This is a genomic window from Paenibacillus sp. S150, from assembly GCF_019352175.1.
In the GTDB taxonomy this organism is placed as follows: Bacteria; Bacillota; Bacilli; order Paenibacillales; family Paenibacillaceae; genus Paenibacillus_AQ.
In genome coordinates this window covers 161,302-182,908 of sequence record NZ_JACBYI010000003.1, presented here as the reverse complement: position 1 = coordinate 182,908, position 21,607 = coordinate 161,302, and the positions used below count along the sequence as shown (strand labels likewise).

Genomic DNA, 21,607 nt, shown 5'->3' with positions numbered 1-21,607 from the left:
TTCAATGAAGAGGATTATTAAAAAGGCCGTGAAATGGGTTATCATCGCCGGTATCGTTGCCGCTGCCGCTTTTATTTTGTACACCAAGGTATTTACAGGCGGTGAGCCGGAGGTGGCGATGGAGCCGCCGCAGGTGATCAGCTTCCCGGTGACGCAGGAGTCGATGACCAGTTCGGTGCAGGTCAAGGGAAGATCGCAATATCAGGAGGAGACACTGGTCTATGCGCCCTTTGCCTCCAGGGTTACAGCCTGGAAGGCCGAGAACGGCGGCCAGGTGACAAAGGGGGATATCTTGTTCACTCTGGATCAGTCGGCCCTGAAGAATGAAATTGCCACAGCGGAGGCGACGATCCGCAAAGCGAAGCTTGAGGCGGAGCTGAACGCTTTTCTCAGCCAGCAGGAGGATGAGGCTGCGGTTCCGGCAGGGACGGAAGCGGAGCGGCTGAAGGCGCTGGCCGCCCGGGAGTCGGCCCGTCTGAATGACGAGCTTAATGAAGTGAATGCCAAGATTCAGGAGCAGGAGCTCAGCGACAAGAGAGCCAAGCTGAATTCTGCGGTGTATCACGCTCCGGCAACCGGCATTTTTCTCTATGACAGCAGCAGCGAGAGCGGCGAACGGCCGCAGATGGTCGCTGACAACCAATATATCGGCAAAATCGTCGATCTCGGCAAGCTGGAGTTCATCGCCCTGGTCGGAGAGCAGGATATCTTCCGCATCAAGCAGGGCATGAAGGTTCAGGTGAAAATGACCGCGGTGAAAGACTTAATCCTGGCAGGCGAAGTGACCGAGGTGTCGAAATTCGCAACGACAACTGCCGGTCAGAATACGGCGGGACAGGTGCCGCAGTTCGAGGTTGTGATTTCCTTGCAGCCCGATGAGCATCTGATCGGCGGACTTAGCCTTAGCGGTGAGATTGAGACCCTGCGCAAGGACAATGCCACCGTCGTCTCCAGTATTGCTGTTATTCACGAGGGGGATCAGGCTTTTGTCATGCTGGATAAAGGAAACGGCCAGTATGAGCGCACGGAGATCAAGATCGGAATGGAGACCTCCGAGAAAACCGAAGTCCTGTCCGGTCTGAAGCCGGGAGACACTGTTGTCCTGCAATAGGCATCCATGCCGCTCTATCGCGGCGCTCCAGACGATGAAATTTTCGGGGAAGGCCCTCAATCGGGCTTCGCCAAATTCGAGGCTTCCCTAACAATGCCCTTACTCCGGACAATGTTATTTCAGGATAGAACACTTCGGAGTTTCATTTAAGATACCCATACCACAGGAGCCTGCTTCAGCAGTATTCCGCCAGAAGCAGGCTCCTGTTTTGGTTTGTGCGCCTGCAGTTCTGGGCTACTGTGCAACCGCTGAACGCCAGGCTTTGATATCCTTATTAAGCTGCGTAAGATCAGGAACGGCGACAGGGCTGTCGGTCAGCTGATATTTGGCTTTCAAGGAGAGAATGCGGGTGACACTCTCATCAATCCTCGCTTCTGAAAGCTTGCCGCTCTTCACCGCAGCCAGCAGCGCATTTCGGGCTGCCTGCTCATTGCTGTATTCGTGGGCCACCAGCAGGATATCGCTGCCTGCGAGCACTGTATCCACTGCGGCGCTCCCCAGGCTGTAGTTCTTGGTGATCGCGCCCATGGTGAGGTCATCGGTAATGACGACTCCCGTGAAGCCCATCCCGCTCCGGAGCTGCTGTCCTATGATTACTTTGGACAGGGAAGCAGGCCGGTCAGGGTCCAGCTTGGGATATAGAATATGGGCCACCATTACCGCGTCGGCCTGCTCCTGAATGGCTGCCTGGAAGGGCAGCCATTCCAGCCGGGCCAGCTGGGCAGCCGTTTTATCCACCACCGGAAGCTCCAGGTGGGAATCGACGGACGTATCCCCATGACCCGGGAAGTGTTTGACGACCGGCACGACGCCTTCACCCGCAATTCCCTTCATCTCGGCTATGCCAAGCCGGGTAACCTTTGCGGAAGTGCTGCCGAAGGAACGGTCTCCGATTACCGGATTGTCCGGATTGCTGTTGATGTCCAGCACCGGGGCAAAATTCATGTTGAAGCCTGCGGCCTGCACCTCTCTGGCGAGCAGCTTGCCCATCATTTCCGCGGCTCCGGCACTGCCGCTTGCGCCAACGGCTCCATTGGAAGGGATTACGGCGTATTCGTCCGGCATGCGGCTGACCTTGCCGCCTTCCTGGTCGACGCTGATGAACAGCGGAGCGGCGTTGCCGGCATTGCTGCGCTTCAGGCCGTTGGTCAGGCTGACCATCCCCTTCAGGCTTGTAATATTATCCGCATACAGGATGATGCCGCCTACCTTGTCATTCTCTATCATTTTTTGGGTCTGCCCGTTTACTTCAGTGCCGTCAATACCGACGAGCAGCATTTGCCCGATTTTGTCTTCAAGCGTCATTCCGGCGATCTGCTGTGCGATACCTTCCCCGGCGCTGCTTCCGCCAGAGACGGTTGGCGCAGGTGTAGCGGCAGGCGGCGGGAGCGATGGCTGCCGGGCCGAGGCGGTTGCCGCAGAAGGTGCTGAGGAGGCAGCAGAGGCGGAGGGCGCCGCTGTCTCTGTACCGGACGCTGCTCTTCCGCCGCAGCCGCCGCTTAGGAGCAGGGAAGCAATGGCCGCAGCCGCAGCCAGCATTCTATAATTGTTGCGAGCCGTGTTATTGCGTACGCTGGGTCTTGTCATTGAACAATGATCTTCCTTTCGATTGCTGGATAATAAGCACAAATGTTAAGATGAATGAGACATGCTGCATAAGCCTGCTTACTGTACACAAATATCCAGGATGAGGAGATGGGCCCATGAAAGAAGAATTGGTAAAGGCGCTAAATGAACAGATGAATTTTGAGTTTTATTCCGCACATGTCTATCTGGCGATGGCCGCGTATTGTTCCGGTGAGAGCCTCGACGGCTTCGCCAACTTTTTTCTGATCCAGGCGGAAGAAGAACGGTTCCATGCTATGAAAATTTACAAGTTCCTTAATGATCGCGACTTCCGGGCGACCCTGGCAGCACTTCCCGAACCCCAAAATGAGTACACATCCATGCTGGACGCCTTTGAGCATGCATTCGCCCATGAACAGCAGAACACCACAAGATTCTACCGCCTGGCTGACCTGGCGCTGGATGAACGCGAGCATGCGACTATCTATTTCCTGAAATGGTTTATCGATGAGCAGGTGGAAGAAGAAGCGCTGTTCAGCAATATTATCGCCAAGCTGAAGCGGATCGAAACCGACAGCAACGCCTTCTACATGCTCGATGCCGAGTTCGCAGGACGCACGTTCACGGCTCCGGCTGAATAAGAAGCTGCTGGGCTACTGAGCCGCAGAAGGCAGCTTAACACCCAGCATCATGCCGCCGCAGCGGACAATAAGAATGCTCCCGGTCCTGAGCGACGGCTGGAATTCACGTGAGGCGGTTGCAACGGTGAACAGCGGCTTCAGGCTGAGAAGATTGTAAGCATGAAATAATCCGTCGGATTGTCCGGTGTACAGGGTCTGTCCGAAGATGTCCAGCTGCACGGTTGGACATCTTCGGGCAGACCTGTCCGTTAACCAGCTTCACGGCAATCAGGCTTAAGCCGTCATAAGTATAATACAGCAGCCGGTCCTGAAGCACCTTGTTCAGTGGAAATATATTATCGGACAGCGGCTGATCCCATTGCTTCAGGGGTTTGCCATCCTCTGTATAGTTCCAGAAGTTGTACTGGGCGACCTTCTGCCCTTGCATGACATACAGGCTGCTGCCATCAAGAAACGCTGAGCCATACACCCCTCCGGAGCGGAATCTCCCTTCCGGAGGGGTGTTGTCTGTCCATGAAGAGACTTGTACTTAAGTTCATGCCAGATTACTCTCATAGAATGTGTTTTGAACCGAGGTTAATAGGGGACTCTGCAGGATCAGCTCCAATTAAAGTGCAGAAGGTCCGCTTCCTTGTTAATCCATCTATATAAGCTGAACTTAAGAATGATGGACAGCCGATGGACGAACCCCTTGCGGAGCAAGGATTTCGTCCATGCAGCGAGTTACATTCTTAAGTTCACTCTCTATATATAGCAGAACAGCAGAGTGTACAAGCGGGATAGAGCTGAAGTTGAACGAGGGCAAACAATGTTGCAAACAGCAAAACACTTCCAGCCTTACAACTCTATTTGGCGGGGGGAACACTTGCGCAGCCCGGCAACACTGTTTCTCTAGACCCACCCGGCTGTCAGCGTGTAGTATAGAACGATACTATTCATTGGAGGTTCTTTGTTTGGAAAACTACAGCGACATTAAACAAAGTGAAAAAGGGGCCTGGCTGAGTCTGTTTGCCTACATTCTGCTGTCTGCCATCAAACTGTTCATAGGTACAGCCTCAGGCTCGCAGGCACTGCTTGCCGACGGACTGAACAACAGCACAGATATTATCGCCTCGCTGGCGATTCTGGCCGGGCTCAGAATTTCACGGATGCCGCCGGACTCCAATCACAGCTACGGGCATTTCAGAGCGGAGACCGTAGCTGCACTGGTGGCTTCTTTCATTATGATTGCTGTTGGGATTCAAGTTCTGTATCAGGGCGTCAACAAATTTATTCAGCCTGCTCTGGAATCTCCGGATCTCGTGGCTGCGTGGACGGCGGCAGGCTGCGCTGTCGTTATGTTCGCAGTATACATATACAATATCCGGTTGGCCCGCAGGCTGAGCAGCAATGCCATGCTGGCGGTGGCCCAGGATAACCGGTCGGATGCGCTCGTGAGCATCGGCGCTTTTGTCGGGATTATCGGTTCGCAATTTGGCTTGCCGTGGCTGGATCCGCTGACCGCTACGATTGTCGGATTATTGATCTGCAAGACCGCCTGGGATATCTTCCGCAAGACTACGCATGATCTTACCGACGGCTTTGATGCCACAGAGCTTGAACTGATGAAGCAGACTGTTGCCGAGATTGAGGGGGTAGAGTCCATTAAGGATATTAAGGCACGGATACACGGCAACAACGTGCTCGTGGATACAACGGTGCTGGTAGACTCCAATCTGAATGTGGTCCAGAGCCATGACATAACCGAAGAAATTGAGGGCCAGCTGAAGGACCGGCACCAGGTTTCGAATGTTCTGGTGCATATAGAGCCTGTATAAGCGTTGCCGCGCGGCTGAAGGAAATGCTGTGCCAGGTCCCACATTTGTGGGGCCTTTTCTTAAATTATAAAAATTTATATGCTCCACGCTATAAATTATCCTTCTATTTCTCCCGGAAACGGATGCTGTCCTCGTAGAAGGACGGCGAAGACGTTTCTGCTTGTTTGACAACATTTGAGAGTTGAAGCAAAATAGAAAGGTCATGATGTAAATTTAAGTGATACAGGGAGATTAATACATGAATAATAAATCAGGACGCCAGTCTTTCCGGGAACGGTTGGATTATATGGTAGACAAGCTGCGGACGGAGATCCTGAGCGGGATTCTGCAGCCGGGCGCATATCTGCCCGCAGAGAGCACGCTGGCCAAACAGTTCGGGCTCAGCAACAAATCCGTCCGCAGGGGGCTGGATGTGCTAGTGCAGGAAGGGCTGATTGTCAAGATCGACCGTGTGGGAAGTATGGTTATGGAATCGGTGAAGGAACGGATCCGCATCCATTTTGGCTGCAGCTCCTCCTTGACGAAGGATTTCAAGCTGGACGATCTGATCGCTGAATTTCACAGGCTGCATCCCGGGATTCATATCCTGCCGCTCGCCTTGAATGATTTCGATCATGTGAACTCCGCCGTAGAGCTGATCAATAACGGGATGCTGGATGTTTTATCGCTGAACAGCACACAGTTCCAGGAGATGGCCGAGAACGGTTCAGCCGAGCTGCTGGAGACGCTTGAGCCGGATCCGGGACTGTATCCAATCGCGAGTGAAGCTTTTTTACACCGGAAGCAGCTTTATGCGTACCCGATTTCCTTCTCCCCGGTGGTGCTCTGCTACAACAAAGCCCATTTCCGCGAGGCGGATCTTCCGGAGCCGGACAGCTACTGGACCTGGGATGATCTGATAGAAGCGGCCCGCCAGCTGTCGGAGAAACGCGGGCGACACGCGGTTTATTTTGTGCCTGCTTCCGAGAACCGCTATTCGGTGTTTCTGCTGCAGAGCGGCATACAGACCGTGGAGGACGGAGACCACCATCAGACGCTCAGTCCCGAGACGGCCAACAGTCTCAACATATACAGCAGGCTGGTGAACAATCATCAGATCTTCCCCAAGTATCTGGCCGGCAACCATGAAGACGAGACGATTTCATTATTCGTTCAGGAGCAGGTGTCGATGATTCTGACGACATACTACAACCTGAATGATTTCAAGGAGCTGGCTCTGGATTACGATCTGGCCCCGCTGCCGACGCTCAAAGCAAAGGACCCGCAAAAAACGCTGCTGGTCACCATCGGTGCAGCGGTTGTGGAAAATTCCCGGCAGAAAGAGGCCGCCCGCCAATTCGTCACCTTCCTGGCTTCTCCGGAGGCGCAACGGATGATCCGTGAACGCTCGGTCAGTATTCCGGCCCGCAAGCGGATTGCCGAAATGAGTGTGGATGACCATCTGAACCGTCCTTCACGATATCTGATGTACAGAGAGCTGTTTCCCACCTTTTCATACCTCAGGGACTTGGGGCTTCCGATTGCCGTGCTCAAAAGCTTCCGCAAGCTGCTGAACGCCTACTGGTCCAGAATGATCGATGAAACGACGCTTTACGAGGAAATGGGTCGTCTGATTGCTGAAGATAAGAGGAAACGGCTTCGCCGTCCTCTGAAAGAGGCGGCATCCGTTTCTCCAAAAATAGAAGGATAATGGATAGCGCGAAACATATAAATTATATTTGAACAGAACCAAAGCAGAAGGGGCAGCTACGCCCTCAAATGTAAGCCATGCAGTGATAATTTACACAACAATTAAGCGTAATAGGGCAGAAACTTGCCGTTGTTACGCTTTTTTTGTCGTTTAGGAAATTATGCTTCTCGTCAATTGTGGATAAGGTATGTTATGAAGTTAGAGGGGAAATTGTAATGCGTCTTAATCGTGCTGAACCGTACTGAGTCGTGCTGAATCGCACTGGGGTGTTGAGTCGTGCTGAGTCTGCGGGTTCTATGTTTTGCAGGAGGAAGCGCGGAAATAGAGCGGGTCCAACCGAGGCTGCTACCGGGGCAGGGACGTGAAGTGGAATGGAATGGAGTGAATGAAGTGGAATTCGTAAGAATTAGTACACTTACACGGCCGGATATTCGGCCGGAAAAGTCTTAAAAGAATCGTGGGAAAAAGCTGGCTCCATCTAAATTCAACCTGCAATCTTATTCCAATCAGGAGACCGGGCTTTAGCAGCGCCGGAAGAACCCTCTGAACCCGCAGCGGACTTCATTCACATCGTCACCCGCTGATTTTGGTGTTGAGCCAAAAAGGTAATTTAATCTATAGGAATGGAAGCGGAGAACCTGAACAAGCAGATGAAACGCAAGGAGATTCATGGGGAACGGAAGCGAAGTGGAAAAAGTAACACTAATTGGCTGGAATTCTGGCTTGAACGGGCTTTAGTGGGATTTTGTACACTTAATAGAGGCCCGCTCCCTCCAAATGGCTGATTTCAGCCGGATTAGTTGTACTTTTTCCCGCTAGGGATGATCCGGCACCCGAATGCGCTACCTTAGTTATCCTTTTTACCACTAAGAGGGCTGCCCTTTTTATGAATATTTCAAGTTCATCTTAATGTAGGCGTATTCCTCTGCAAGGGGGGAGAAACGGATGGATTAGGTATCCTTTTCCTGCTAACGCTTGCGGAAAAGCGGCGGAGGGGAGTATGAAGTGACCTTTTTCCGTTTGGTTTTCTGCCTGGCTTCAGCAGCCGGCCTTAAACCTGAATTTCAAACGGCTATGCTGCCCTTTACTGGGCAGCATAGCCGTTTTGTTCCTGGGATTCATAGGATAACGTGCTTGAAGCTATGGACTGGAAGCTGAGTGAATTGAAGGGAATGTTAGCTATTTCCCATAATTTAAACAGATTCTCCGGATTGATGAAAGATTAATGTAATGTATAATTACATCAAAGACAATAAATAAGCAAAATTTGATTGACTTCAACAAATCTTGAAAATATAATAAATACATCAGATGTATATCAGATTTGCGAATATATAGATCTGAACAACTAAGAAATGAATCAAAAAGAAGTCAGAACGGCAACTGCAATTGCTTGAAGTAAAGAATAGAAAGGCTGGTGACAGGCGAAAGAGATCTGGCGGCAACGGAAAACTTGTATTTTCGTCGAGAAAAGCTGTTGATGTATTATTGGTTCCCTTCGTGTTGTGTCAGTAAATATATCATAAGACTTTACTTAATTAATAGGGGGTTGAATTATGAATGTTGCTAAAAGGAAGCTCGCTCTGCTGTTGCCCGTCCTGACGCTGCTGGTTACACTGGTGTCCGCCTGCGGCGGCTCGAACAATAATGGCGGCAACGCCGCTGAACCGCCGGCATCTCCGGATGGACAGAGCTCCACGGCTGCTCCGGCAGAAGGAAGCAGATCGGTAGGCGGCCTGCAGGTGCCGATTGTGGCGGACAAGCTGGAATTATCCCTCTGGTCTCCAAGCGGAGGCAACTTCCGGGGAACCAATTTTAATGAGAAGTACTCCTTTCAGCAAATGGAAGAGAACACCAACATTCATATCAACTTTCAGCACAGTACAGAAGCCAGCGCGGAAGCCTTCAGCCTGCTGATGTCCTCCGGCAAACTGCCGGATATCATCTACAACGATCTGTGGGGCACGGATTCCGGGAAATACGGCACTCAGGGAGCACTCCTTCCATTAGAAGATCTGATTGACCAGTACGCCCCCAACTTTAAAAAGATCCTCGACGACTACCCGGATATCCGGGGACAGATTACCTCGCCGGAGGGCCACATCTATTATCTGCCGAACCTTGTGCTGGACTCACAGGATTTGACGCAAATGTTCCCGCAGGTCCGCAGCGACTGGGTGGAGAAGCTGGGTCTTCAGATGCCTGAAACCACCGAGGACTGGTACAACATGCTTAAGGCGTTCCGGGATCAGGATGCCAACGGCAACGGCAAACAGGATGAAATTCCGCTGGTATCCGTCAATCTGGAGAACATTATGATGCTGTTTGCACCGGCATTTGGCGTTGAATATGGCTTCTTCGTCGATAACGGCGAAGTGAAATACGGTCCGAATGATCCGCGGTTTAAGGAGGTTGTCGCCTATTTGAACCGTCTCTATAATGAAAAGCTGCTGGACCCGAACTATCTGGTGGATACGACCTTTGATACGCTGACCGAGAAGGTGACCACCGATGTCGCCGGTGCCTGGTTCGGCTGGTCCGGCTCCTATATGGGCAATTTCACAACGCTGATGGAAGGCAAGCATGACACCTTCAAGATCGCGGCGGCGATTCCTCCCGAAGGCCCGGATGGGGACCAGCGCCATGTCTCCTTCCGCTGGCAGGCTGCAGCCCATGGGCTGGCTGTCTCCTCGCGCACCGAGCATCCGGAAGAAGTCATCAAATGGCTGGACTATCAGTATTCGGAAGAAGGCATTCTGCTGAACAATTTCGGAGTTGAAGGCAAATCCTATGATCTGGTGAACGGAGAGCCGGTATATAAGGACGAGGTTACTCATCCGACAAACGGCCTGACCAACACGCAGGAGCTGCTGAATCATACCATCGGCGGCGGAAGCTGGGCTACGGTAGCCGATACCCGCTATGCCGAGCAGATCCGTATAGCGAATGGACAGACGGAGAATCCGCTGGAGATTTACAAGGATTACATTGACTTCGATGCCAAGCTGCCGCCGGTCCAATTCACCGCCGAGGAGAATGAAATTGTGGTTCCGCTCATGGCTGACATCCAGACGTATGTGGCGGAAACGATCAATGCGCAGATTATGGGACGCCAGAGCTTCGAAGATTATGACAAAGTGACCCGGCAGCTGGAGCAAATGGGTATTGGCGAGGTGCTGAAGCAATACCAGACGGCCTACGAGCGTTTTAAAGGAAAATAAGCGGAGCAAGTGAGAGGATTGTCCGGCGGCAGGCGGCCCCGTAATAATTCCGGCAGCCGCCTGCCTGGACAGCCCGCTTCAATCGCCTGTGTCCGGGAAAGGAGACCCCTATGGCAGTACCCGTAAATGCAGCCAAAGCCAAAAGCAGGAAGCTTCCGGCCAAGCGGAGTTCCGTGTCTCTGAAGCGTATCATGTCCAACCGTTACTTATATCTCATGCTGCTGCCCACTGTGCTGTATTTTCTGGTTTTTGAATACAAACCGATGTACGGGGCGATTATCGCCTTCAAAAGCTTCAATCCCTTCGTGGGGGTTGCCGACAGCCCCTGGGTGGGCTTCAAAAATTTCGAGAAGTTTTTCGAGAGCTATTACTTCTTCCGGCTGCTCAAAAACACCATTTTAATGAGCTTTTATTCGCTGCTCTTTATTTTCCCGGCCTCGCTGGCCTTTGCGCTTCTGCTCAATGAGCTGCGGCTCAAGAAGCTGAAATCCTTCCTCCAGACGGTGTCCTATCTGCCCCATTTCATCTCACTCATCGTTATCTGCGGGATGATTATCGATTTCACCAAGCCCGGAGGCATTATCAACAGCCTGCTGCTGGGCATCGGACTGATCTCGGAGCCGGTCCAGTTCCTGATTCTTCCGGAATGGTTCCGCACGATTTATGTAGGCTCCGGCATGTGGCAGAGCCTCGGCTGGAATTCCATTATCTATCTGGCGGCATTGTCCGGCATTAACCCGAGCCTGTATGAGGCGGCGGTTGTGGATGGCGCGGGCCGCTGGAAGCAGCTTACGCACATTACATTGCCGGGGATTCTGCCCACAGTGCTGATTCTGCTGATTTTGAATGTTGGGACCCTGCTGAATGTGGGCTGGGACAAAATTATATTGCTGTATAACCCGGGAACCTATGTCACGGCGGATGTCATTTCGACCTTTGTCTACAGACGGGGGGTAATGGAAGCCGATTACAGCTTCTCGGCGGCGGTAGGGCTGTTCAACTCCGTCATCAACTTCACGCTGCTTGTGCTTGCCAACCGGATCAGCCGCAAGACCACGGAGAGCAGCTTATGGTAAGGAGGGCGCAGGTGTCCGAAGCGGGCTTGTGCGAGGTCATTATATTCAAGAATATCTGCTAACTCTTAAGGAGGGAAGACAGTGGTTGTAAAACGCAGCATTGGTGAAATCATATTCGACAGCTGCAACGTTCTGTTTCTGATCCTCTGTTCCTTCCTGTTCCTGTATCCGATGTGGTATGTGCTGGTGTCCTCGTTCAGCGACGCGCATGCCATTGCCGCCGGTGAGGTGAGCTTCTGGCCGAAAGGCTTCAATCTGGATGCCTACAAGCTGGTTTTTGGCGATCAGCGGATCTGGACAGCTTACGGGAACACGTTCTTTTATGTCATTGCAGGCACGCTTATCAATCTGATTCTGACTACGCTTGGCGCCTATCCGCTGTCCAGAAGAAATCTGGAGGGCCGCAATATGATTATGGCTTTTATCGTGTTCACGATGTTCTTCAGCGGCGGGCTGATCCCGGCCTATCTCAATGTCCGTGAGCTTGGGCTGTACGATACCAGATGGGCGCTGCTGCTGCCGGGTGCGGTCAGTGCTTTTAATCTGATTGTCATGCGGACCTTCTTCCAGTCCATTCCCGAGAGCCTGATTGAATCCGCCAAAATAGACGGAGCCCATGATTTCCGCATTCTGCTGCGGATTGTGCTGCCGCTCTCGATGCCTGTCATGGCGGTCATGACGCTGTTCTACGCGGTTGGACACTGGAACAGCTGGTTCCCGGCGATGATTTATTTGCAGGACCGCAATTTATTCCCGCTGCAGCTGATTCTGAGGGAAATTCTGATTCAATCCTCCGCGCAAAATATGCTGGCAGGGGTTACCCAGGACGAGGTATTCCGCGTCAGCGAATCGATCAAGTTCGCAACTATTATTATCGCAACGGTGCCGATTCTGATGATCTATCCGTTTTTGCAGAAATATTTCGTCAAAGGCGTCATGATCGGCGCACTGAAGGAGTAGAAAGAAAACAACATTCACCGCAGCAGTGTTTGCGAAGCAGTCGGGAGGAGAGAAGCTATGAAGGCGGTAATATCCGAGAAAGGGCAAATAAGTGTGGCGGATATCCCGGCACCGGTGGTTGAAGATGGCTTCGTGCTCGTCGAGACGGAATATTCGGCGATCAGCCCCGGTACGGAAATTATGATGAACGGCACGCATCGCCCCAAGCCGATCGTGCTCGGTTACAGTGCGGCAGGCGTCATCCGGTCGCGGGGCAAAGGAATGGAGCACTGGCCGGAAGGGCAGCGGGTCGCCTGTTACGGGGCGCCCTATGCGAAGCACGCCGAATGGCTGCTGATGCCCCAGCATCTTATGGTTCCTGTTCCGGAGCATGTCAGCCCGGCGGAGGCGTCAACGGTAGGGCTTGGGGCAATCGCTGTCCATGCCGTAAGGCAGGCAGGCCTGCAGTTCGGTGAAACGCTGGTCCTGATCGGCGCAGGCATTCTCGGACAGCTGATTGCACAGATAGCCAAAGCCGCCGGCTGCCGGGTTATTGTCTACGATCTGCTTGCCGAGCGGTGCGGTGTTGCCGAGAATCTGGGTATCCGTCATATTGCCGCAAATCCGGAGCGGGTAGGCCAGCACCTCGGAGCCCTGACGGCAGGAATGGGGGCGGACGCTGTGATTATCTGTGCCGGAGGCAAATCCGGCGGATTGGTTGATCAGGCGCTGGAGTGGGTGCGGAATCAAGGGAAAGTGCTGCTTGTCGGAGACGTTAAGCCGGATTTCTCGCGTGAGCTGATGTTTGGCAAGGAAGCACAGGTGCTGATCTCCAGAGCGGGCGGCCCCGGCCGTTATGATCCCGTCTATGAAAAGCAGGGAATTGATTATCCTTACGGCTATGTCCGCTGGACGGAAGGCCGCAATATGGCGGAATATATCCGGCTGATTTCCGAGGGTGATATCCGGGTGAAGCCGCTGATCAGCGAAGTATTCCCTCTGGAGTGCTGTGCGGACGCTTTCCGGCGGTATGCGGAAGCTCCGGCGGAGCTGCTGGGAGCGGTGCTCGCTTATCCTGCGGCAGCAGTGCAGGATGAAGCGCAGACCGTCAGGCTGATTAAGGAAGGACAAGGCGGATGAAGGCGCTGCGGATCGGTGAGCCGCTGAACGGACTTGCGGTATGGGCCTCGGCATATGGCAAGTGGCAGGGAAGGGACCGGATTTATGCCGTGTCCTCCGGCAGCCCCTGTATGCTGTTTGTGCTTGATCCCGCAGGCGGCGGGCCAGTCCAGCAATTTGCGCTGGAAGGCTCGGATCACTGCTGGGGGGTTGTCCGCGCAGCAAGCGGAGTATACATTGGCGGCAGCGGCATTCTGTACAGATTTACTCATGAGCAGGGGGTTGAGAACCTGGGTGAGATGATCCCCGGTGAATTTTACACCTGGCGGCTTGCGGCGGACGATGAAGGCAGAATCTATGGCGGCTGCTATCCGGGCGGGAAAGTGTTTCAGTATAATCCTTCCACAGGGCGGTTCAGAGATTATGGCGTCATGGTGGACGGTGAGCAATACGCCCGCTCCATGGCAGCCTGGAAGGACAAGCTCTATGTCGGTATCGGTACACAGTGTCCGCATATTGTTGAGCTGGACACAGAGACAGGCGCACGGACCGGGATCGGACTCCCGGAGGATTGCTGCAAGGAGCAGCTGGTCTATGATCTGGATATTGTCCATGGGAAGCTGATAATTCGGATAACACCGTCTTCCAGGCTGTATATTTATGATTTGCAGCTGAAGCGGTGGGAGCATTCCATAGACAGTGTCAGCGGCCTCAGTGTATCCGCGCCGGACAAGCAAGGGAATATTTATTTCATCCAAGATCATGTTCTCCGGCGGTATGAAATGGCTACAGGCATTCTCACCCCCACATCACTTGCCATGCCTGAGCCGGCTGGTGATTACGGCTGGCTGGAGAACCATCCCCTGAATCCGCATGGAAGCTGCCTGGCGGGTGTACACAGGGACGGAACCTGCTGGATCTACGATCCGGATACGGACCGGCATACCGTCATGGATTTTGCGCTGCAGGGGCAGCCGGTTCACCTGCAGTCTCTGGCCTGGGGGCCGGAAGGCAAATTGTATATCGGCGGCTATTTTGCCGGGGGGCTGGCCAGCTATGATCCGGCTACCGCCGAAGTGATCTCCCGGAGGGGGATTGGGCAGATTGAGGGGATGCATGCGGCTGGCGGCGTCATGTATCTCGGCGTTTATCCCAAAGCCAATATTTTTGCTTATGATCCGTCGCTGGAGTGGAGTCCGGGCAGTAACCCGCAGCTCGTCTTTTCGCTGCAGGAGGAGGAGCAGGACCGCGCCTTTGTCTGGACCCGGGCCGGAGAAGAGCTGGCCATCGGAACGGTTCCGTCCTACGGCCGCCAGGGAGGTGCGCTGACGCTGTTCCATCCGGCAACCGGAAGGCGCGAAGTGTTCCGGGAGCTTTTGCCGCAGCAAAGCATTGTGTCGCTGGCGGGCGGGGAGGAGCTGCTGTTCGCCGGAGGTTCCGTCTGGGGCGGGCTTGGCATTGCCCCGCAGCGGAAGGAGGCCTCCCTGATGATATGGGATGTGCACAGCCGCCGCAAGCTGTGGGAGGGCGTTCCGGTACCCGGTGAAAGGGCAATTTCGGCACTGGCGCCGGATGAAGAGGGCCTGCTCTGGGGCCTCACGGCAGGCCTGCTGTTCCTTTTTAACCCGCAGACGATGGAGACCGAGCGAACGGTTCCGGTCCTTGCGGCGGATTGGGAGGGCATGACCCATTTTTGGCGGGGAGGCTGTGAGCTTCTGTACAGGGAAGGCGTGCTCTATGGGGTGGCGATGAATACGCTTTTTACCTATGATGTGCGCCTGGGCAGGCTGGAGGTCTTGGACGGAGATGCCCGGCTGCTGGCGATGGACGGTGAAGGCGGGCTGTATTTTGCCAGAACAACGGCGCTGTACAGGATGCATTCTTCAGCCGCAGGACAGGAGGATCTATGAAAATCTTGTACTTCTATAAATTTTGCATTCTCGGCGGGGTTACCACACAGCTGGCGAACAGGCTTAAGTTTCTGCGCGGCCGCGCGGAGGTGCATTTTGCCTTTCTGGGGGATTACGGCGGGACAAGCGCTTTTGAAGGGTATGGGCATGTGCGCATTCTCGGGACACCGGAAGAACTGAAGAGCTACATTCAGGCGCATGATTTTGACATCATCATCACGATTGACACTTATGAGCTGTACGAAGCGCTGGGACCTGCAGAGGACAACAAATTGATTATCCATGAGGTGCACACCACCTACGAGGAGCCTCTGCAAAAGCTGGCCGAATCCCAAGGAAGTCTGCCGTACCACTACGTCATCACACCCTCCGAATATATGAAGAACTTGCTGAAGGGAATCGGCATACCGGGGGCATTTCACATTAATAACTGTCTGGATACGGACTTGTTCCGGTATGAGCCGTCTCCTGGCAAATGGCCGCCCACTATTCTCTGGGTCGGCAAGCTGGATCAGCACAAGAACTGGGAGTCCTTCATGAATATTGCAGGCAGGCTGAATGCGCAAAGGCCGGATTTGCAATTTATGCTTGTCGGCGGCTACACCGCTCCCGAAGAAATCAAGAGCATGCTGCAGGAGAGAGCGGACAAGCTTGGACTCCGTCATTTCAAGTGGATACCGAAGGCGGGCTATGAGGAGATGCGCCATTATTATTCCATGGCGGCCGAGAGCGGCGGGGTCTATGTCAGCACAACCCGGAATGAATCCTTCGGGATGACCGTACTGGAGGCGATGGCCTGCCGTTGTCCGGTCGTTGTGCCTGATGTGGGCGCTCTGCCGGAGCTGCTGAGTGATAACTTGAGCGTGTCGCTCTACGAATCCGGCAAGGAAGAGGAAGGTGTGGAACGGGTGCTTCGGCTTTTGCAGCAAAAAGGCCTGCGGGAGGGCTTAAAAGCACTAGGCGAGCAGAAGGCGAGAAATACGTACAGCATTGAAGAAGTGGGAAAAGCGTATTTGGGGCTGCTGGAACGGTTGGTGGAGGAACGTGCAAGACTCACTGCCAAGTGAGGCGGCTGCCAAGGAAGCTGAATTCTGCGCGAAGTTCTAAACTGAATTCTTCATTGATCACCGAATTGTGAACGGAGGGGCGGAGCTTGAGAGAGCTGAACATTGGCATGGTGGGGATGGATACCTCACACAGCAGAATTTATGCTTCGATGCTGAACGATGCGGCGCATCCGCTGCATGTTCCGGGCGGCAGGCTGACATGCGGGTTTCCGGGAGGCTCGGCTGATTTTGAATTGAGCGCCGCAAGAGTCGGGCCGATCAGCAGGGAGCTGCGGGAGAGCATGGGTGTCGAGCTGGCGGATTCCATTGCCGAAGTGGCCGGAAGATCGGACGCGGTTCTTCTGACCTCTGTGGACGGCAGGGTGCACCGTGAACAATTTGCTGTACTGGCCCCTTACGGCAAGCCGGTATTTATCGACAAGCCGTTTGCGGTCACCAGCGCGGATGCGCAGGCAATGGCGGAACTGGCGGCAAGCTATGGAACTCCGATCTTCTCAAGCTCCATGGTCCGGTTCGGCGGCCCGCTGATGGCCGCACTCGAAGATGAACGCGCCGGCTCCATCCTGGGAGCGGACTGCTCCGGCCCGCTGGAGCTGCAGCCGGCCCAGCCGGGCTTCTTCTGGTATGGCATCCATACAGCGGAAATGCTCTACGCAGCGCTTGGTGCAGGTTGCACCTCTGTGCAGGTCATGGGGAATGAAGCCCAGGAATGGGCGGTTGGATTATGGAAGGACGGGCGGATCGGGACGATGCGCGGGAACCGTACCGGCGGCGCGGATTTCTATGCGGTGCTGCACCGGGAACGGGGCAGTACCGCAGTGAACGCGCTGGGCGGCGGGTATCTTGCAGGGCACCATAATCTGCTCAAGCGGTTTTTGTCGATGGCAGCGGGCGGTCCCCCGCCTGTAGATTCAGCGGTTACGCTGGAGCTGATCCGGTTCCTTGAGGCGGCTAATGAGAGCAGGGAGAGCGGCCAAACGGTTCTTTTGTGAGCAGAATCGAAAGCCAGAGTCAGAGAGGGGAGAACTGAAATGATCAGGACAGCAGTGATCGGCTGCGGCGGCATGGGCAATATTCATGCGGACCGCTACATGTCCATGCCGGAGGCGGAGCTCGTTGCGGTATGCGATGTTAAGGAAGAGTCTGCGGAAGCGCTGGGCAGATTGGCGGGGGTCAATTATTATCTGTCGGCCCGGGAGCTGCTTGAGCGGGAGAAGCCGGAGGTGGTCAGCATTGCCGTACCGACCTTTCTGCATGTGCCGCTGGTGTGCTTGGCCGCTGATTATGGCGCACATGTCATTTGCGAGAAGCCGCTGGCGCTGACTTCCCGGGAAGCGGAGGAAGCGGTCCGGTACTGCGCCGGACGCGGCGTCCGGTTGTTCGTAGGCCATGTGGTGCGCTTCTTCCCGTCCTACCGGCAGCTTGCGGAAGGTGTGCAGCTGGGCGGGACTCAGGGCGGCATCTATCATGCCAAAAGAGCAGGCTCCCACCCCGGACGGGTTCAAGAGTGGTTCCGGGACCCCGCACTGAGCGGCGGCGTAATCATCGATTTGATGATCCACGATATCGATTATATCCGCGGCGCCTTCGGCGATGCGGCGGAGGTCTATGCATTTCAGCATCAGTCGGACACGATGGATTATGCTTCGGCGACCTTCCGTTTCGAGAACGGGACGCTTGCCCAGCTGGAAGCGTTTTGGGGGTATCCCGGTTCGTTCCATACCTCCTTTGAGTATGCGGATGCGGAGGTTATTATCTCGGGCGGGACGCCGGACGGGGAAAGCCTGCTTATCCGGCGGGCGGTATCCTCCGGCTCCGGTTCCGGCTTCGTGGAGACGCCTTCCAGCGTGCTGCTGCAGGACCCCTATTATGAGGAGCTGGAGCATTTCCTGGGCTGCCTTGCCAGCGGAGCGGAGCCGATGGTAACGGCGGAGGATGCTGTAGAGGCGGTGCGCTGGGCGGAGGCTGCCGGGAAATCGGGGGCAACCGGACTGCCGGTGAAGCTTAAAGCTGCAGGAGGTGGCCTATGAGCCGGTTAAATGTGGGAATGATCAGCTTCGCCCATGCCCATGCCTATGATTATCTGGACTGCCTTCAGCAGATGCCGGAGGTGACTGTGGGCGGAATTGCGGACAGCGCCGCGGAGCGGACGGCAGCCTTGGCAGAGCGCCATGCCATCCCCTGGTACAGCGATTACCGTGAGCTGCTGGCCGATGCGTCGATTGATGCCGTGATTATTTGTTCGGAGAATGTGCATCATGCGGAGCTGACGCTGGCCTCAGCGGAAGCGGGCAAGCACATACTCTGCGAGAAGCCGCTGGGTCTGTCCGTGGAGGAAATGAAGCGGATGATCTCGGTCTGCGCAGATAAGGGGGTCCAATTGATGACCGCCTTTCCCTGCCGCTTCCTCACCCCGGTGGTCCGGGCCAAAGAAGCGCTGGACCGGGGCGAGATCGGGGAGATTGTAGCCTTTAAAGGGACGAACCGGGGCTCTTTTCCCGGCCCTGCCTGGTTCGCCGAGCCTGCACTTTCAGGCGGAGGCGCTGTGCTGGATCACACTGTGCACGTGATGGATCTGATGAACTGGTTCACGGGAGCTCCGGTCGAGCAAGTCTATGCCTATGCGGGAACAAGGTTCGATCCCGAGCGCAAGCGGACCATCGACGATTCCGGCATGGTGCATGTGACCTTTGCGAATGGCGTATTCGGTGTCCTCGATCCAAGCTGGTCGCGCAATCCCGGATTCCCGACCTGGGGGGATGTGACCCTGCAAATTATCGGCACAGAGGGCGTGATCTCCATCGACGCGTTCAATCAGAAGAATAATGTGTACGGAAGGACATCGGGCAAAGGCAGCTGGTCCTTCTGGGGAGACGATATGAATGCGCTGATGCTGAAGGCGTTCGTGCAGGCGCTGCTGGAAGGCACGCCGGTGCCGGTGAACGGGCTCGACGGTCTGAAGTCGGCGGAGGTTGCGCTGGGCGCCTACCGGTCGGTGGAGGCAGGGCAGCCGTTTAGGCTGCAGCCAATCTGATAATCCAAGTTCAACTTAGGCGGAAAAGGGGCAGGATAAAAATGGATGACCAGGAATTATTCGATAAAATGTGTGAAACGCTCTACTCGGCGGTAATCTCCGATACGCTGGATCAATTAGGATACCGCTATCAGGTGATGCGGGAAAATATCAATCCGGTCGACCCGGCCTGGGTGGTAGCCGGACGGGCCAAAACTGTTCTGTCCGTGGACATTCACCACCTGCCCGGGGACCCTTACACCAAGGAGATTGAGGCGGTGGACAGTGTCAGGCCGGGAGAGATTGTTGTCGGCTGCACGAACGAATCGCGGCAGAACGGACTCTGGGGCGAGCTGCTGTCCACGGCTTCCAAAATGCGGGGCGGGCGCGGCGCGATCGTCGACGGCTTAATCCGCGACACCGCCAAAATTCTGGAGCTGGGCTTTCCCGTCTTTGCCACAGGCACCAAGCCGGTGGATTCCCGGGGACGCGGCATTGTCATCGATTACGATATCCCGGTGCTGTGCGGAGGGGTGCTGGTGCATCCCGGCGATATTATCTTTGGCGACCGTGACGGGGTAGTGGTCATTCCGGGTGCAATTATTGATGAGGTGTTCGCTCTGGCATCGGATAAGGCGACGCGCGAGAACCATACCCGGGACGAGCTGCTGGAAGGCTTCACCCTGCGGCAGGTCTATGACAAATACGGAGTGCTCTAAACTGCGAAATGGGGTGCCTGCATGAGACTGGCTGGAAAAAGAGTGCTGGTAACCGGCGCTGCGAGAGGCATCGGACTGGCGATTGCCCGCCGGTTCCTGGAGGAAGGAGCGCAGGTGGTTCTGCTGGACCGCAGCGGGGAGGAGCTGCAGGGCGCCCTCACTGAGCTGGAAAATGAAGGCTACAGCAGCGCTGCGGCGCAGGTCTGCGATCTGCGGGTTCCGGCGCAGCTGGAGCAGTCTGCGGCCGGCGCATTTGCGCAATTCGGCGGGATTGACATTGTCGTCAATAATGCGGGAATTGCCTTCAGAGAGGCTTTTTTGGACATTTCCCATGAACACTGGAATGCGGTCTTCGAAATCAATGTCCGCGCGGTGTTCAGGCTCGGCCAGCTTGCAGCGAGGCAGATGATTGCCCAGGGCGGCGGCGGAACGATTATCAACATGAGCTCCAAAAACGGGATTTCGGCCAGCGCGGAGCTTGCGCATTACAATGCTTCCAAGGCAGCGGTTATTCTGTTGACGGAATCGATGGCAGTTGAGCTGGCACCCTACAGAATCCGGGTCAACGCGGTAGCGCCGGGGTTCGTGGATACGCCGCTCGACCGCAGGCTGCGCGAGGAATCCGGGCTGCCGTCCCATTCGGAGCATACCCCGATGAAACGGGCGGCTACCCCCCGGGAGGTTGCCAATGTATTTCTCTTTTTGGCATCCGATGATGCAGCATATGTGACAGGTGAGACGGTCCGCGTGGACGGAGGACATCTGGCGAACGGGAGTGAGCTGTAAGGTATAGCGGGTGTTCAGGCCAGGATGTAAAAGGACAGAGAGCAGGGACTGTAATTATTTGTTCATTTGAGGAGGAGCAGTCATGATCTTTGATTGTCATACGCATTTATTCGGGCCGGGAATGGTAGCGGGGCCTACGGATGCTGCAATAAAGCGCGCCTGGGGACCGGAGATGGATATCGAAGCGACACCGCAGCAGCACCGGAGCAATCTGGAGGGCTTCTCCGGTGCCATTGTGCTGGCGATGGCGGCGCATGCCACCGGACTGGTGGTGCCTAACGAATATGTGGCGGAATACTGCAGGACCGATCCGGACAGGCTGTTCGGCTTTGCCAGCGTTGATCCGGGCAATCCGGATTGTGTAGCCGAATTTGAGGCGGCCATCCGTGAGCTGGGGCTGAAGGGCCTGAAGCTGGCGCCGATCTATCAGAACTTCTATCCCGATGATCCAAAGCACATGGCGCTCTATGCCAAAGCGGAGCAGCTGGATGTGCCCATTCTGTGGCATCAGGGAACTTCCTTTGTGCCGGAGGGGTATCTGGATGCTTCCCGTCCGGCGATGCTTGACCCGGTTGCCCGCGCTTTTCCGAAGCTGAAAATGATTGTGGCCCATATGGGCCATCCCTGGGTGGATGAATGCATCTCGCTCGTACGCAAGCACCCCAATATGTACATGGATGTGTCCGCGCTCGGCAGCCGTCCCTGGCAGTTCTATAATGCCCTGGTATCCGCGGTGGAGTACGGGGTTCAGGACAAGCTGCTGTTCGGCTCGGATTATCCGTTCTTCGGAACGCAGCAGATGCTGGACGCTCTGTACCGGATCAATGATCTGGTGGAGGGAACCCGGCTTCCGCGTGTGCCGCAGGATTTCGTCGAAGCGATTATTCACCGTCAGACCCCGGAAATTCTGGGATTGATATGACATATCACCA

At 55.1% G+C, this 21,607-nt stretch carries 18 protein-coding genes; 16 read left to right on the top strand and 2 right to left on the bottom strand.

Annotated elements, in window-relative coordinates:
• Positions 1-4 precede the first annotated feature (4 nt).
• The gene (locus HYD27_RS05235; RefSeq protein WP_219212261.1) at positions 5-1,111 is read left to right on the top strand and encodes an efflux RND transporter periplasmic adaptor subunit; all 1,107 of its coding nucleotides are present in this window, start codon (positions 5-7) and stop codon (positions 1,109-1,111) included.
• 234 nt (positions 1,112-1,345) lie between these two features.
• Here the strand turns inward: HYD27_RS05235 and nagZ are convergent, their stop codons facing one another.
• Positions 1,346-2,698: a beta-N-acetylhexosaminidase gene (nagZ, locus tag HYD27_RS05230; RefSeq protein ID WP_219212259.1), complete on the bottom strand. Its 1,353-nt coding sequence runs from the start codon at positions 2,696-2,698 to the stop codon at positions 1,346-1,348.
• 116 nt (positions 2,699-2,814) lie between these two features.
• Between nagZ and HYD27_RS05225 the strand changes: the two genes are divergently transcribed.
• Positions 2,815-3,318: a ferritin gene (locus HYD27_RS05225; protein WP_219212256.1), complete on the top strand. Its 504-nt coding sequence runs from the start codon at positions 2,815-2,817 to the stop codon at positions 3,316-3,318.
• A gap of 12 nt (positions 3,319-3,330) precedes the next feature.
• On the opposite strand, the gene HYD27_RS05220 is transcribed toward HYD27_RS05225, so the two are convergent.
• Entirely contained in the window at positions 3,331-3,537 is a 207-nt protein-coding gene (locus HYD27_RS05220) for a hypothetical protein (protein ID WP_219212254.1), read from the bottom strand.
• Positions 3,538-4,271: 734 nt separating this feature from the next.
• On the opposite strand from HYD27_RS05220, the gene HYD27_RS05215 reads away from it, so the two are divergent.
• The 14 genes from HYD27_RS05215 (at position 4,272) to HYD27_RS05150 (ending at position 21,597) form a co-directional block, all read left to right on the top strand.
• A complete protein-coding gene (locus HYD27_RS05215) occupies positions 4,272-5,135 on the top strand; it encodes a cation diffusion facilitator family transporter (RefSeq protein WP_219212252.1) in 864 nt (287 codons plus the stop codon).
• A 238-nt stretch (positions 5,136-5,373) separates the two neighbouring features.
• The gene (locus tag HYD27_RS05210; RefSeq protein ID WP_219212250.1) at positions 5,374-6,825 is read left to right on the top strand and encodes an extracellular solute-binding protein; all 1,452 of its coding nucleotides are present in this window, start codon (positions 5,374-5,376) and stop codon (positions 6,823-6,825) included.
• A gap of 1,556 nt (positions 6,826-8,381) precedes the next feature.
• Positions 8,382-10,046 carry an extracellular solute-binding protein gene (locus HYD27_RS05205; RefSeq protein ID WP_219212248.1) on the top strand — a complete coding sequence of 555 codons (1,665 nt, stop codon included), beginning with the start codon at positions 8,382-8,384 and terminating at the stop codon, positions 10,044-10,046.
• Positions 10,047-10,156: 110 nt separating this feature from the next.
• A complete protein-coding gene (locus HYD27_RS05200) occupies positions 10,157-11,122 on the top strand; it encodes an ABC transporter permease (protein ID WP_219212246.1) in 966 nt (321 codons plus the stop codon).
• Positions 11,123-11,203: 81 nt separating this feature from the next.
• Positions 11,204-12,082: a carbohydrate ABC transporter permease gene (locus tag HYD27_RS05195; protein WP_219212244.1), complete on the top strand. Its 879-nt coding sequence runs from the start codon at positions 11,204-11,206 to the stop codon at positions 12,080-12,082.
• 57 nt (positions 12,083-12,139) lie between these two features.
• The gene (locus HYD27_RS05190; protein ID WP_219212242.1) at positions 12,140-13,201 is read left to right on the top strand and encodes a zinc-dependent alcohol dehydrogenase; all 1,062 of its coding nucleotides are present in this window, start codon (positions 12,140-12,142) and stop codon (positions 13,199-13,201) included.
• On the top strand, positions 13,198-15,090 hold the full coding sequence (locus HYD27_RS05185) for a WD40 repeat domain-containing protein (protein ID WP_219212240.1): 1,893 nt from the start codon (positions 13,198-13,200) through the stop codon (positions 15,088-15,090). Before HYD27_RS05190 ends, HYD27_RS05185 begins: the two co-directional genes overlap by 4 nt.
• Positions 15,087-16,157, top strand: a complete 1,071-nt coding sequence (locus HYD27_RS05180; RefSeq protein ID WP_219212238.1) for a glycosyltransferase family 4 protein — start codon at positions 15,087-15,089, stop codon at positions 16,155-16,157. Before HYD27_RS05185 ends, HYD27_RS05180 begins: the two co-directional genes overlap by 4 nt.
• Before the next feature lie 86 nt (positions 16,158-16,243).
• Positions 16,244-17,149: a Gfo/Idh/MocA family protein gene (locus HYD27_RS05175; protein WP_228744987.1), complete on the top strand. Its 906-nt coding sequence runs from the start codon at positions 16,244-16,246 to the stop codon at positions 17,147-17,149.
• 39 nt (positions 17,150-17,188) lie between these two features.
• Positions 17,189-18,187 (top strand): Gfo/Idh/MocA family protein, encoded by a 999-nt coding sequence (locus HYD27_RS05170; protein ID WP_219212236.1) that lies wholly within the window; start codon positions 17,189-17,191, stop codon positions 18,185-18,187.
• Positions 18,184-19,191 (top strand): Gfo/Idh/MocA family protein, encoded by a 1,008-nt coding sequence (locus HYD27_RS05165; protein WP_219212235.1) that lies wholly within the window; start codon positions 18,184-18,186, stop codon positions 19,189-19,191. Before HYD27_RS05170 ends, HYD27_RS05165 begins: the two co-directional genes overlap by 4 nt.
• 41 nt (positions 19,192-19,232) lie before the next feature.
• A complete protein-coding gene (locus HYD27_RS05160; RefSeq protein WP_219212233.1) occupies positions 19,233-19,889 on the top strand; it encodes an RraA family protein in 657 nt (218 codons plus the stop codon).
• Positions 19,890-19,910: 21 nt separating this feature from the next.
• Complete coding sequence (locus tag HYD27_RS05155; RefSeq protein ID WP_219212231.1) at positions 19,911-20,675, top strand: SDR family NAD(P)-dependent oxidoreductase; 765 nt, start codon at positions 19,911-19,913, stop codon at positions 20,673-20,675.
• Positions 20,676-20,757: 82 nt separating this feature from the next.
• Positions 20,758-21,597, top strand: a complete 840-nt coding sequence (locus HYD27_RS05150; protein ID WP_219212229.1) for an amidohydrolase family protein — start codon at positions 20,758-20,760, stop codon at positions 21,595-21,597.
• The last annotated feature ends 10 nt before the right edge of the window (positions 21,598-21,607 follow it).